This is a genomic window from Pseudomonas sp. S2_B10 (assembly GCF_054668425.1).
The window spans coordinates 3,643,193-3,656,699 of sequence record NZ_CP162768.1 but is presented as its reverse complement, the minus strand read 5'-3'; the positions used below and the strand labels follow the sequence as shown (position 1 = coordinate 3,656,699).

Genomic DNA, 13,507 nt, shown 5'->3' with positions numbered 1-13,507 from the left:
AAAGACAATGTAAACATTCAATGTCGGCGCTCCTCAAAAAAGGACAGCAGCCAGTTATCGATTGTCGCGTTATCATGTCGCCCGCTTCGCTGGACGCAGGATCTGGAGTATGAAATGGGCGATTGGCTGACCGTTGTGGGTATTGGTGAAGACGGCTTCAAAGGCCTGGGCAAGAACGCCCGGCGTGCTCTGATGGGCGCCTCGCGGATCGTCGGCGGCCAGCGTCAGCTGGATCTGCTGCCGCCGTGCATCGGCGGCGAGCGGCAATTGTGGCCGAGTCCGTTTTCCCTCGCGCCGGTGCTCGAGTCGCGTGGCGAGCCGGTCTGCGTGCTGGCCAGCGGTGATCCGATGTTCTACGGCGTCGGTGCCAGCCTGGCGCGTCAGGTGCCGAGCGCCGAGATGGCGATCATTCCCGCTCCTTCGTCCTGCGCACTGGCGGCGGCGCGCCTGGGCTGGCCGTTGCAGGAGGTGACGATTGTGTCGCTGGTGGCGCGTCCGCTGGCGGCGCTCAATGCGCATCTGTTCAGCGGCGTGCGTCTGTTGTTGCTGAGCAATGACGGCAGCAGCCCGGCCGCCGTTGCGCAATTGCTCTGCGAACGTGGTTTCGGCCCAAGTCGCATGACTGTTCTGGAGCATTTGGGCGGCGACGCCGAACGGCGGATCGATCGCAGCGCCAGTGACTGGGAAAATGCGCCGATTGCCGATCTCAACGTTATCGCTGTCGAATGTCTGGCCGAACCCGGTGTTACCGGCCTGTCACGCCTCGCCGGTCTGCCCGATTCGGCGTTCCGTCACGACGGCCAGCTGACCAAGCGCGACGTGCGCGCCATCACCCTCGCTCGCCTGGCGCCGAAGCACGGCGAACTGCTCTGGGATGTCGGCGCCGGCAGCGGCTCGATCGGCATCGAGTGGATGCGTGCGCACCCGAGCTGTCGCGCCATCGCGGTCGAGGCCGACGAGGGCCGTCAGCAATTGATCGAACACAACCGCGATGCGCTGGGCGTACCCGGCCTGCAACTGATTCGCGGCAAGGCGCCGCAAGCGCTCAATGGCCTTGAACGTCCGGAAGCGATTTTCATCGGCGGCGGCGTCACCCGTGAGGGTGTATTCGAGACCTGCTGGGACCAGCTCAAGCCCGGCGGCCGATTGGTGGCCAACGCCGTGACCCTGCAAAGCGAAGTCACCCTGATGCACTGGCGCGAACAATACGGCGGTGAGCTGACGCGCATCCATGTCGCCCAGGCGCAACCGCTCGGCGAGTTCGACACCTGGCGTCAGGCCTTGCCGATCACCCTGCTGGAACTGGTCAAACCCCTCGATGCGTGACGAAACCGCCGAACAGCCCGCGCCCCTGCGCAGCGGCCTCACCACCGGCAGCTGCGCCACCGCCACCAGCCTCGCCGCCGCGCGCCTGTTGCTCACCGGCATCAGCGCCGACGCGGTGCAGATCACGCTGCCCAAGGGCAGACAGGTGCAGATGCGCCTGGAGTTCTGCCGCTTGAGCGAGGGCGGCGCCGAGGCCGGTACGATCAAGGATGCTGGCGATGACCCTGACGTCACTCACGGCGCCCTGCTCTATTCACAGGTGCGACTGTCCGCCGAACCGGGAATCCACTTCAACGCCGGTGTCGGCGTCGGCACGGTGACCCGACCCGGTCTGGTATTGGCCGTCGGCGAACCGGCGATCAATCCGGTGCCGCGCAAAATGATCAGCGATCACCTGGCCTTGCTCGCCGTCGAAACCGGCTACGGCGGCGGCTTCGAGGTCACGGTCAATGTCGAGGGCGGCGCAGAACTGGCGCTGAAAACCATGAATCCACGACTGGGCATTCTTGGCGGCCTGTCGATCCTCGGCACCAGCGGCATCGTCCGGCCATTTTCCTGCGCCGCTTACATCGCCTCGATTCATCAGGGCATCGACGTAGCGAAAACCAATGGTTATCTGCACATCGCCGCGTGCACCGGCAACGCCAGCGAAGACACCATGCGCCGGGTCTACGACCTGCCGGAAATTGCCCTGATCGAGATGGGTGATTTCGTCGGTGCGGTCCTCAAGCATCTGCGCAAAGTGCCTGTGGATAAACTCAGCCTGTGCGGCGGCTTCGGCAAGATCAGCAAACTCGCCGCCGGGCATATGGATCTGCACTCACGGCACTCGAGCATTGACTTGCCGCAACTGGCCGAGTGGGCGGCGGCGATTGGCGCGGATGCGGCATTGCAACAGGGCATTCGCGAAGCCAATACCAGCCAACAAGCCTTGGCCATAGCCAGTGCGGCGGGCATCGCTTTAGGGGATGAGGTGTGTCGCCACGCATTGAATTTCGCCCGCAGCGTGGTACCGGCACTGGTCCAGGTCGAGGTGTTTGCCATTGATCGTCAGGGCGGGATTGTCGGGCACGCCGGAGGTTTTGCATGAAACGGATCCTGCTGCTTGGCGGTGTCACTGAAGCGCTGGCGATTGCCCGTACGCTCGGCCCGCAACATATCTACAGCCTCGCTGGCGTTGGCCGGGTGCCGAGCGATTTGCGCTGCCAGATTCGGGTCGGCGGCTATGGCGGCGCTGAGGGTCTGGCGCAGTTCATCGCCGATGAACGCGTCGATCTGCTGCTCGACGCCACGCATCCGTACGCCGCACAAATCAGCGCCAACGCCGCCCGCGCGGCACAGCTCGCCGGCATCCCCTGCTGGGCCTTGCGCCGGCCCGCCTGGCAACCGCAAGCAGGCGATGACTGGCGCGAGGTCAGTGACTGGGCCGAACTCATCGCCGCCCTCGAACCGTTCCACCGCCCGCTGTTCACGCTCGGCCGCGAACCGCTGCAACACCTCGACGAAATCCCGGCACACCAGTTCTGGACCCTGCGCGCCCTCGACGTCTATCCCGGCAACGCGCGCTGCGAAGTGATCGGCGCCCGTGGGCCGTTTCTGCTGGAAGACGAGCGCGCGCTGTTCGAGCGCAGGCAGATCGATGTGCTGATCAGCAAGAACAGCGGCAGCACCGCGACTGAGCCGAAGCTTGAAGTGGCGCGCGAGCGTGGCGTGCCGGTGCTGGTGTTGAAGCGCCCGGGGTTGCCGGGGGTTGATCGGGAGTTTGAATCAGTCGCTGAAGTCCTCGCTGCCCTTTCCCACTGAATCGGCACGGCGCTTTGTGGGAGCGAGCCTGCTCGCGAAGACGTCAGCACCAGTAGCCCATCAGTGCCTGACAAATCGCTTTCGCGAGCAGGCTCGCTCCCACAGGAACCGTGGATGTTGCTGATATCTGTGCACACTCACAAAATTTGTGGGAGCGGGCTTGCCCGCGAAGGCGTCAGGTCTGGCACTGCAAATTCAAGTAGCTACACTCCTTTAACAGCTCAATGCGACACCAAGCCGCACGACGCTTTTTTACTTATCGGCCCTGATCAGGCTAAATGGGCCGCGCCTGATCGCCCACCCAACGGACCTGTCCCATGAACCGACGCCGGTTAGCATTTGCCTGGATCGCCTGCTTTGCAGTGCTGTTCAACATGCTCGCCATGCCGCTGAGCGGGGCGATGGCGCAGGCGGCCAGTTCACCGGCCGAGCAGATACTCTGGAGCAGTTTCTGCACCGGCAGCGGCATGAAGATGGTGGCGATCGACATCGGTGCCACGGATCAGAAGGCCCCGCAAAACGACAACCATTCGAACATGCAGCACTGCTGGTGTTGCTCAGGCGGGGCGCCATTGCTGGCGCTGCCGGGGCATTCGCCGCAGCTGTATTTCGCGCAATTTGAAAGCAACCGCAGCGTTGCGCCCGCCTCCCTGCAAACCCCGACGCCGCGCCAGCAATGGCCGAGTCTCAATCCCCGTGCCTCCCCTCTGGTCTGATTGGTTCGCGCCCTGAATCCGCGTTTCAAATCGTTCTGGAGAACTGCCATGTTGAAGAAACTCTTCGTCCTCGCTGCGCTGCTTTTGCCGGCGTGCTTTGCCCATGCCCACGAATACAAGGTGGGTGCGCTGGAAATCGCCCATCCGTGGTCGCAGGAACTGCCGCCGAATGCGCCGACCGTCGCCGCCTACTTCATCATCCACAACACCGGCAAAAGCGCCGATCGCCTGCTCAGCGTCGACTCGCCCATCGCTGCACAAGCGCAGTTGCACGAGCACGTGATGCAGGGCGATCTGATGAAGATGCAGCAAGTGCCAAGCGTGGAAATCCCCGCCGGCGGCACCGTGACCTTCGCGCCGATGGCTTACCACGTGATGCTGCTCAACCCGAGCGATCGCAGCCTGCTCAGCGACGGCAAGCGTTTCCCGATGACCCTGCATTTCGAAAAGGCAGGTGACGTCAGCGTTGAAGTAGCCGTGCAGAAGAAACCGCCGGAATCGGCCCAGGGCCACGTGCACGCTCAGTAACTGTTTCGGCTGACTTCGCCCATGCGTCCGTTGCGCGCCAGGCCCGTCCCGCATCACCGTCAGACTCAAGCGCTGACGCGTGGCAGCTGGATCGCCCTGTTCGCCATGTTGATGATCTTCATCGGTCCACTGATTTCTCAGTCGATGCCGATGGATCAGCACGCCTCGACATCGATGCCAATGAGCATGGACATGTCGATGGACATGCCCGGCATGGATCACAGCGGCCACGCAGCCCAGCCTGCGGCCGAGCATTGCCCGCCGCAATCTTCGCATCACGTGCTGTGGGAAAAATGCGGCTATTGCAGCCTGCTGTTCAATTGCCCGGCACTGACCGGCGGCGGCGATTTCGTCGCTTTCAACATCCCGCCACCCAACACCTTCACCCCACCCTCCCCGCGTCTGGGCCATGCCCGCCAACCCTTCTTCCCCGGCGCCCGCACCCGCGCCCCGCCCATCGCCGCGTAAACACACACCTCTGATTGCACACGGTTGAGAAGACAGCACCAGGCTGCCGGCCGTGGTGTTCACGACTGTTCGATGGAAATTGTCATGTCCAGGTTTACTGCTGTCCCCTGCGCGGAATCTGCCCGCGCGCACTTTGCCCTGAATGAATCGCCGATTCGTTGCAGGCACGCTATTGCCGTCCTTTGCGGCGTACTGCTGACTCCGCTGGCGCTGGCCGACGATCACGCTGGCCAAGAAAATGAATTGAGCCCGACGGTGATCACTGCCATCGCTCCAAGCTCACCACTGACGATCGTCACCGACCCCAAGGATCCGCGCCAACCGGTGCCGGCCAGTGACGGCGGCGATTACCTGAAGACCATTCCCGGCTTCGCTCTGGTGCGCAATGGCGGCACCAACGGCGATCCGGTGCTGCGCGGCATGTTTGGTTCGCGGCTGAACATCCTCACCAACGGCAGCATGATGCTCGGCGCTTGCCCTGGCCGGATGGACGCGCCGACTTCGTACATCTCGCCGGAAACCTACGACAAGCTCACGGTGATCAAAGGTCCGCAGACTGTCCTGTGGGGGCCGGGCGCATCGGCCGGTACGGTGCTGTTCGACCGTGAGCCGGAGAACTTCGGCGAACTCGGCACTCGCGTCAACGCCAGCCTCCTGGCGGGCTCGCATGGGCGTTTCGACAAGGTTGTCGACGCCGCTGCCGGCGGTCCTCTGGGTTACGTGCGGGTGATCGGCAACACTGCGCATTCCGATGACTATCGCGACGGCAACAACGACATCGTCGCCTCGCGTTACGACAAGTGGAACGGCGATATCGCACTGGGCTGGACGCCGGATGCCGACACCCTGATCGAACTTACCGCCGGCAAGGGCGATGGCGAGGCACGGTATGCCGGGCGCGGCATGGACGGTTCGCAATTCCTGCGTGAAAGCCTCGGCCTGCGCTTGGAAAAATCCAACATCAGCGAGGTGCTGGAAAAACTCGAGGCACAGGTTTACTACAACTACGCCGACCATGTGATGGACAACTACACCCTGCGCACCCCGTCCGGCACCGGCATGATGGCAGGACCGATGGCGTCCAACGTCGACCGTCGTACCCTCGGTGCACGGATCAAAGCAACCTGGCGCTGGGCTGATGTTCAGCTGATCACCGGCCTCGACGCACAGACCAACGAGCACCGTCAGCGCAGCTCAATGGGCATCGATACCTACAAGGACCTGCCTTACAGCAAGGACGCCGATTTCCACAATTACGGTGTGTTCAGCGAAATGACCTGGTACGCCGCCGAGCGTGATCGCTTGATCACTGGCGCTCGGGTCGATCGCGCCTCGGCGAAGGATTATCGGCAAACCACAGGGTCGGGGATGATGTCCCGCCCCAACCCGACCGCCGACGACACCCGCGCCGACACGCTGCCCAGTGGCTTCGTGCGCTATGAACACGATCTGGCCGACAGCCCGACCACGCTTTATGCAGGCCTCGGCCATGCGCAACGCTTCCCGGATTACTGGGAGTTGTTTTCGCCCAAGTCCGGCCCGGCAGGATCGGTCAATGCGTTCGACTCGATCAAACCGGAAAAGACCACGCAGTTCGACTTCGGCGTGAACTACAAGAGCGCCGACCTCGAAGCCTGGGCCTCGGGTTACATCGGTGTGGTACGCGATTACATCCTGTTCGACTACACGCCGGGAATGATGGGCATGAGCACCTCGCGCGCCGAGAACATCGACGCGCGGATCATGGGTGGCGAACTCGGAGCTGCCTACAACCTGACCGACCACTGGAAAGCCGATGCGACCCTGGCCTATGCCTGGGGCAAGAACAGCAGTGACGACTCGGCATTACCGCAGATGCCGCCGCTGGATGCGCGCTTCGGCCTGACCTACAGCGAGGCCAAGTGGAGCGCCGGCGCATTGTGGCGAGTGGTCGCCGCGCAGCACCGCATCGACGCGAACAAGGGCAACGTGGTCGGCAAGGATTACGCCCAGAGCTCCGGCTTCGGCGTGTTCTCGCTCAACGGCGCGTACCGCATCAACCAGCACTGGAAGGTCAGCAGCGGCGTCGACAACCTGTTCGGCAAAGCCTACGCCGAACACCTGAATCTAGCCGGCAATGCCGGGTTCGGCTATCCGGCCAACGACCCGCAAGCGCTCAATGAACCGGGGCGCACGCTCTGGACCAAAGTGGATATGAGTTTCTGACACCCACCCATGTGGGAGCGAGCCTGCTCGCGAAGACGGCACCACGGTCGGCATCGATATCGACTGAACAACCGCTTCGCGAGCAGGCTCACTCCCGCAGGTAAACAGACAACGAAAAGAACCAAGCCCAGCGGAGCACACGTGATGCAAAAGCCTCAACCCAATTTCTACAACCTGGCCTGGCGCTGGCATTTCTATGCCGGGCTGTTCGTCGCGCCGTTCATGGTGATGCTGGCCCTGACCGGGATCATTTATCTGTTCAAACCGCAGCTCGATTCGCTGATGTACAGCAGCCTGCTCGAAGTGCCGGCCGGGCACCACACGGTGCCGGCCGATGACTTGCTGCAACGGGTGAAAAGCGCTTACCCACAAGGCCAGGTCACCCAGTACCTGCCGCCGGTGAATGCCGAGCGCAGCGCGCAATTCGTGGTGAAGAACGCCGGTCATGAACTCAACGTGTTCGTCGATCCGTACCACGGTGACATCCTCGGCGAGCAGGATGCCAAGCAGAACCTGCAAGCCATCGCCCGCGCGATCCACGGCGAATTGATGATCGGCACAGTCGGCGATCGCCTGATCGAAATGGCCGCTGGCTGGGGCGTAGTGCTGGTGGTGTCGGGGCTGTTTCTGTGGTGGCCGCGCGGTCAGGCGGCGGGCATTCTGTGGCCGCGCCTGAGCAGTCGCGGTCGGGTGTTGTGGCGCGACCTGCATGCCGTCACCGGTTTCTGGGGCGCGACATTGCTGTTGGTGATGTTGCTCAGTGGCATGACCTGGACCGGTTTCTGGGGCAAGCAATACGCGCAGGTGTGGAACGTGTTTCCGGCAGCGATGTGGGACAACGTGCCGACCTCCGACATCGAGGCACGCAGCCTCAACAGCGCCACCCGCCAGACCGTGCCATGGGCGATGGAAAATACGCCGATGCCGATGTCCGGCGACCACGCCGAACACATGAATCACGGCAATGCCCATGCCGGCCCCGCAGCACCCGCGATCAGCCTGCAGGACGTGCAGAACATCGCCAGTGAACGCAAGGTTGAACCCGGCTACAGCATCACCCTGCCGACCACCGCCACCGGCGTGTTCACCATTGCCGTGTTCGCTGATGACCCGCGCAACGACGCCACCCTGCACGTCGATCAGTACACCGGCAAGGTCCTCGCCGATGTCCGCTTCGAGCACTACGGCACCGTCGCGCGCGCCACGGAAATCGGCGTGATGTTGCACGAAGGCAAGATGTTCGGCACCTTCAACCAGATTGTCGTGCTGCTGATCTGCCTGATGATTCTGCTCAGCGCCGTCAGCGGCGTGGTGATCTGGTGGAAGCGTCGGCCTGAAGGCAAATTCGGTGTGCCGCCGCTGCGCCATGACCTGCCGAAGTGGAAAACCGGCGTGGCGATCATGCTGGTGCTGGCGGTGGTGTTTCCACTGGTGGGGGCGTCGCTGGTGGTGGTCTGGTTGCTCGACCGGTTTCTCGTGCCCCGACTTGGCGAGCGTTCCGCGCAGGTGCAGCGTTGATGTGACGGGCGCGGGCCGTTGCGGCGGCCCACGCCTGTTCATTCATTTCACTTACAACTCGTCGCGCAAGCGCACGGTTCCGGGTGTCGGGGTCTGCTGACGACGGCTTCGCCAGGTAGTGTTCATGCGGCCGGTCTGGCGCCAGTAATAACCGCCGATCAGCACCCGAAACTCACCCAGCGCCATAAGCCGCGAAAGAAACTCTCCAGGGCTCAGCCGGCTGATCCAGCGTCCGCCCTCGAAAGTGGCTGAGCGGGTCAGCAACAGATCTCTTTCCGCCCTTGAATAGATGGGTGTGTACTTGAGCAGCACATCGTGCGGTGTTGAATAGTAGTAGTGCAGGATATGCACGCCTTTTTCCGTGGGTGCATGGGTGTGCGCATGCACCAGCGAAGGCGCAGCGTAATTGGCATAGACCTGATCCACGTCCGCCGCCAGCGTGGTGTTGCCCGAGACATGCAATTGATGGGTGGCCATCACCGAGTAACCCTCGGGATAACGCGGCGCCGGATCGCGCCAACTGACAGCCGGATCCGCGACGGTACGCAGTATGCGCAACAGCGGATTGTCCTCGTTGGCCAGATACACGATCGGCTCAAGCGGAACGAAGCGAAGGCTGGACGGGTTCGCCAGAATCGCACTCTCATAACCGGTGCCTATTACCGCCTGGCCGGCTACCCGCCCATGAACATGGCAGGCGGCATCATCGGGATGATGAAAGACAGGTCCCAGCGCTGGCGCCGGATGCTCGCGCCAGCGTTGCTCACTGGACACCTCGGTCAGCCGTGGCTGCCAGTGTTCATCCACCTGACCATGCCGCGACCAGTATTCACTGGTTTCGATTACCTCAAGTCGACCGGCATGAGCCATCCGTTGGACATAGTCGACAAATCTGAACGTACCGCTGGCAATGCCCCGCTCATCGACCGCCGCTTCCACCTTCGACACAAAGGCATTGGGGCGCAGTTGCACTTGCCCGAACTCATCGTAGAAAGTGCCGGGCTCGAATGCATGCAGTTGCAATTTCAACAACGCGCCATCGGCGCAGGAGAAGTAGATCGGCCGGTACCCCTGGGGCGTGTTGGCCCATGCGCAGGCTGCCTGGACATCGTTGGGCAGCAGAAAAAAGTGCCGCATATCGTCCGGCCGCGCGCCCAGAGGTGGCAGCGCTGCTCGCAAATAAATGGCGCTCAGACTGAAACCTGACGGCAGCTTGCCCTGTTCGAAAACCCGATCCAGCGCCAACCCCGAACGCTGCACCGCAACTGGCAGAGTGGACACCAACAGGTCTTCAGGGCCGTTCAAAACGTAGCCGAAGGTCTGCGCATCCCTGCTCAACGACAGTTGATGAGCGTAACGCGCGGCAGCGTCTGCCTGGATGAACAGCGGGCTGCCGACCTGGCTGCTCAACGCCTTGTCATAATCTGCGGCCGGCAACAGATCCCCGGAGTATGGTGCCCACTGGATAATCTGGCGCGGTTGCCCCCAGATCGCGCTTGCGGCGACTACCCACAGACGTCCGGCCCTGGCCAGATCGTTCACCCATTCGACGGGTTTCAATTGCCGATCGCGCAGGCGCTGTCTTATCGCTTTTGCATCGACGACGGACAGCCGCTCGCCCTGATCAAGCAGCTGCGAAAGCAGTTCGGCTTGCGGCCGATAGCCAATCACCGCGCCATCCGGACAGAACAGGTACTCATCCCGTGGGGCGGGTGTATAGCGAACCAGCGAACCGTCCGCCGCCACCCGGTATTCCTCTTTAATGCCGCGTTTGTTGAACGCCGACTCCAGCACCTCGACCGAAAACACGTTCTGGTACACCTGCTTTTGCACAGGCGCCAAGACCAACGACACCTCCTGGGCGACGCGCGAGCGGTACCGCGCCACGATGCGACAACCCGCAGGAAACAATCCGGCGGCGCGACTTTCCTCAGGGCAGATATCGGTGAAATCGAAATCCTCATGGCTGACTTCAACGGGCACTGTGGCGACGTAGCGCTTATCGACCGTCTCCAGAATCAGCCCGCCATGCACTCGGTCGGTCACCAGAGGCACGAGTGTCCTGGCGTGGACGGCCGCGTCGTCAGCTGTCTGAAAAACCGGACCGAGCCTGCGCCGTTCGAGATTTGCGTACGGTTGCCAGGTGACATTGATCTGCCCCGTCCGGTCCCAGCACAGACCGGTGCGCATGACGGAGAGCTCGCCGCTGCTGGCGACCTCATGGATAAAGTCGGTCGGTAGACGGTTGCCAGCGGCCAGATCGCTTTTGATCTGTTCAAGCGTGCGCTGGGACGAGGCGTCATGAAACAGCTTGCTGGACTTGCTCCACACATATTTGAGCAACGCACCATCGCGCACTGCGAGATAAAGCGCTGCGGGAACGTCCGGCACCATGACCGGGCGCCGGCCGCCGTAATACATCGAGGCTGTCAGGTGGTCCGGCGAGATGAAGTAATGCGCCAGCCATTCATCCGGGCTTTTCGTCGGATCACCGGCTCGTTGCGACGCATAAAAATTGCCGTGCAGTTCGAAGCCCTCGGGCAACGCATGCCAGGGCTCTGAGGGCAGGTCGGCGAAAACCGAATCGAGCCTGAACAGATTTTTGCCTTGATCACTGACGGGCACCAGCTCGGTAGCCACATACTCTGGCCGGCTCTTGTGCCTGAGAATGAAGCCGAAGTACGCGCGCGTTTCGCCCTGTGGACGAAAGTCCCCCATGCATCGGTCCCGTGCAGCCTCATCCGCCGAGGGAAAAATCGCGCCGAATGCCACACCTTCCAGGCGTTTCCAGGGCAACGGCAACGTCAGCGGCGGCAACGGTATTTGCGGCTGCGGGAGTGGCGTGGGTTTGGGCAGGATCGGCTTGTCTCTGTCCGGCTGGGGATACAGAAGCGGCGGCAGTTGCACCACCGGCAACTGCGGCACGGGCAAAGGCGCGGGCGTGGTGCGCAGCGACCAGGCGGGCGGCACCCGCCCGCGATAGCCCCACAGTTCATTATCGATCAGAACCGTTAAACGTCCGGCCGCTGCCTGTTCACGAATGAAGTCCTGCGGGCGTTTACGGCCGCTGTCCAGTTCCAGCGCCAGGGCGCCCGGATGCTGGCGCGTGCCCAGGCGCCGGGCCAATTCCGTGGAGCCCGCAGATCCGATGACCTCATACCTGACGAGGCTGTCCGGCGCCGCGCTGACATACAAGGCAATCTCGTCGAGCAGGACTTGCCTGACCTCCGCCACACTCAACATCTGCAAGCTCACAGCCGCTTCCTGATACGCCCAGCCAAAAAGCTCTGCATCCACCGGCAAAAGTTGTGACAGCGCCGTGTGTGAGACGTAACGGGCGTGCAGCGCATGGTCGTCGGGAAAGACCGGACGCCCATGATTGTCCATCGGATAAAGCCTGCCCTGACTGAGCGTGTCGATATCTCCCGGCAACGGTTCGGTCACCACGAAGCGCTTGTCGCTGCGCTGAAAAACATACCCGGCGTACGGTTTGTCACGGCGCAGGCCGGCGAGTTCATGGGCATGGCGCACGGCATCATCGGCGCACAGAAAAGCGCCGCTCAATCGCGGCCAGGGGAAGTTCGCGAAGGGTTGCCATTGCAGATCCACCGGCCCCAGATGCGCCCACAGCGCACTGCCGCGCACGACCTCCAGGGTCCCGGCCAGTACCAGCATCGAGACAAATGCGCGGGTATCCAGTGTGCCGGCCAACAGCCTTGCCTGCACTCCATTGTCACCGACCGTGCCGTCCGACTGCGTAACGCTCAGTGCCGCTTCGATCGAATCGCCGCTGAAGCGGTACTTCAACATCGCATGATCCTGCGCCCGCATGTATAGCGACAACGCATGCCCTGCTTTCGCCAGATGTTTGCTGCGGGCATTCGCTTCGATAGCGACGGCGATCTCCCGGGGCGTGAAGAAGTTCTCGTAGAGCCACGGCTGAGCGGGTGGAAACTGCGCAGGGTCGGGCCGCGAGGCGAAGTAGAAACCCTCCAGCAAATAACCCCTCGGCAGCTGCAATTGCCCTTGGGCATCAACCGGAAATATTCGCTCAGGATCCCATGCAGCCAGTCCGGCCGGGCGCGCATGGGTGGCGACATACTCCTCGCCAATCAATTTTTTCAATATCAGGCCCGTCGTCTGTGCGCCTCTGGATTTCAAGGCGGCAAGCACGGCGCGTTCGGCATTGACGCATACCCGGGTCATCAGCGGCAGTTCGGTGACCACACCCGTGGAGAACGACGCGCCGGCCTTCCAGTCCGCAGGTACGCGCCCCACCGAGTAGCCCCAGTCGGCATTCGAAACAATGACTTTGAGTTCACCCACGGTCGCCAGCCTGTTGATCACCGCCATCACGTCATAGGCCCCAGCCGGATGGCCCGACGGCCCGCCGGACTGCTGCCAGAGGAAGTAGTCGCGTTCCTCGGGCGAGCCGCTCGAGACGTATTTGAGCAAGCTGCCATCCGGGCCTGAAAGGTAAGCGTTGCGGAAAAAATCCCGCGCCGACACATCGCCAATGAAATCGCCGCCTGAATAGAAGCTCATGAACAGCCTGAGCAGGGTTTCGTCCTGACGCCGATTGCCATTGCGGAACTGGTCATGTATCGGCGGATGGCTGTGTACGCTGGCGATACATCGGTAGCCCAGCGGATGGAGCATGCCGCCAAGGGCATCGGTCTGCACAATCGTGCCGAAGTCGAAGCGCGTGGCTTCACCTGCGATGGGAGAGGTGGCGAGGAATTTCCCGTCCGGTCGCAGCAGGATCACGCTGCCGTACTCTTTGTCCGGGTTCAGTGGAATCCGCGTGTGCACCCAATAGGCGGCGTCCTCTTCAGTCAGAAAGGCCGGGCTCAGTGGCGGCAGCTTGAACGTTGCTGAAGAACTTGCGGTACGACCGGATCGGCCTGAGACATGACTCATAAAAACCTGCGCTGAGAATCGGG

9 protein-coding genes are annotated in these 13,507 nt (G+C 62.5%); 8 read left to right on the top strand and 1 reads right to left on the bottom strand.

The genetic code is table 11. The features are described 5' to 3' along the window. Positions 1 to 114 precede the first annotated feature (114 nt). The 8 genes from cbiE (at position 115) to AB4O45_RS16275 (ending at position 8,564) form a co-directional block, all read left to right on the top strand. Positions 115 to 1,326, top strand: coding sequence for a precorrin-6y C5,15-methyltransferase (decarboxylating) subunit CbiE (cbiE, locus tag AB4O45_RS16310; protein WP_460160303.1), 1,212 nt, complete (start codon positions 115 to 117; stop codon positions 1,324 to 1,326). Then, entirely contained in the window at positions 1,319 to 2,416 is a 1,098-nt protein-coding gene (locus AB4O45_RS16305; RefSeq protein ID WP_460160302.1) for a cobalt-precorrin-5B (C(1))-methyltransferase, read from the top strand. Before cbiE ends, AB4O45_RS16305 begins: the two co-directional genes overlap by 8 nt. Continuing rightward, positions 2,413 to 3,129 (top strand): cobalt-precorrin-6A reductase, encoded by a 717-nt coding sequence (locus AB4O45_RS16300; RefSeq protein ID WP_460160301.1) that lies wholly within the window; start codon positions 2,413 to 2,415, stop codon positions 3,127 to 3,129. Before AB4O45_RS16305 ends, AB4O45_RS16300 begins: the two co-directional genes overlap by 4 nt. Positions 3,130 to 3,446: 317 nt before the next feature. Beyond that, entirely contained in the window at positions 3,447 to 3,845 is a 399-nt protein-coding gene (locus tag AB4O45_RS16295; protein WP_041480684.1) for a DUF2946 domain-containing protein, read from the top strand. 48 nt (positions 3,846 to 3,893) lie between these two features. Next, complete coding sequence (locus tag AB4O45_RS16290) at positions 3,894 to 4,373, top strand: copper chaperone PCu(A)C (RefSeq protein ID WP_041480685.1); 480 nt, start codon at positions 3,894 to 3,896, stop codon at positions 4,371 to 4,373. A 21-nt stretch (positions 4,374 to 4,394) separates the two neighbouring features. Then, on the top strand, positions 4,395 to 4,841 hold the full coding sequence (locus AB4O45_RS16285; RefSeq protein WP_150638222.1) for a DUF2946 domain-containing protein: 447 nt from the start codon (positions 4,395 to 4,397) through the stop codon (positions 4,839 to 4,841). 84 nt (positions 4,842 to 4,925) lie between these two features. Continuing rightward, a complete protein-coding gene (locus AB4O45_RS16280; protein ID WP_256808221.1) occupies positions 4,926 to 7,046 on the top strand; it encodes a TonB-dependent copper receptor in 2,121 nt (706 codons plus the stop codon). A gap of 144 nt (positions 7,047 to 7,190) precedes the next feature. Further along, positions 7,191 to 8,564: a PepSY-associated TM helix domain-containing protein gene (locus AB4O45_RS16275; protein WP_256808224.1), complete on the top strand. Its 1,374-nt coding sequence runs from the start codon at positions 7,191 to 7,193 to the stop codon at positions 8,562 to 8,564. A 51-nt stretch (positions 8,565 to 8,615) separates the two neighbouring features. Here the strand turns inward: AB4O45_RS16275 and AB4O45_RS16270 are convergent, their stop codons facing one another. Then, positions 8,616 to 13,484, bottom strand: a complete 4,869-nt coding sequence (locus tag AB4O45_RS16270; RefSeq protein WP_460160300.1) for a DUF4329 domain-containing protein — start codon at positions 13,482 to 13,484, stop codon at positions 8,616 to 8,618. Between the last annotated feature and the right edge of the window lie 23 nt (positions 13,485 to 13,507).

Bases quoted from the DNA above. Each gene is read 5' to 3' on its own strand.
- cbiE (WP_460160303.1), top strand. From the start codon at position 115: ATGGGCGATTGGCTGACCGTTGTGGGTATTGGTGAAGACGGCTTCAAA.
- AB4O45_RS16305 (WP_460160302.1), top strand. From the start codon at position 1,319: ATGCGTGACGAAACCGCCGAACAGCCCGCGCCCCTGCGCAGCGGCCTC.
- AB4O45_RS16300 (WP_460160301.1), top strand. From the start codon at position 2,413: ATGAAACGGATCCTGCTGCTTGGCGGTGTCACTGAAGCGCTGGCGATT.
- AB4O45_RS16295 (WP_041480684.1), top strand. From the start codon at position 3,447: ATGAACCGACGCCGGTTAGCATTTGCCTGGATCGCCTGCTTTGCAGTG.
- AB4O45_RS16290 (WP_041480685.1), top strand. From the start codon at position 3,894: ATGTTGAAGAAACTCTTCGTCCTCGCTGCGCTGCTTTTGCCGGCGTGC.
- AB4O45_RS16285 (WP_150638222.1), top strand. From the start codon at position 4,395: ATGCGTCCGTTGCGCGCCAGGCCCGTCCCGCATCACCGTCAGACTCAA.
- AB4O45_RS16280 (WP_256808221.1), top strand. From the start codon at position 4,926: ATGTCCAGGTTTACTGCTGTCCCCTGCGCGGAATCTGCCCGCGCGCAC.
- AB4O45_RS16275 (WP_256808224.1), top strand. From the start codon at position 7,191: ATGCAAAAGCCTCAACCCAATTTCTACAACCTGGCCTGGCGCTGGCAT.
- AB4O45_RS16270 (WP_460160300.1), bottom strand. From the start codon at position 13,484: ATGAGTCATGTCTCAGGCCGATCCGGTCGTACCGCAAGTTCTTCAGCA.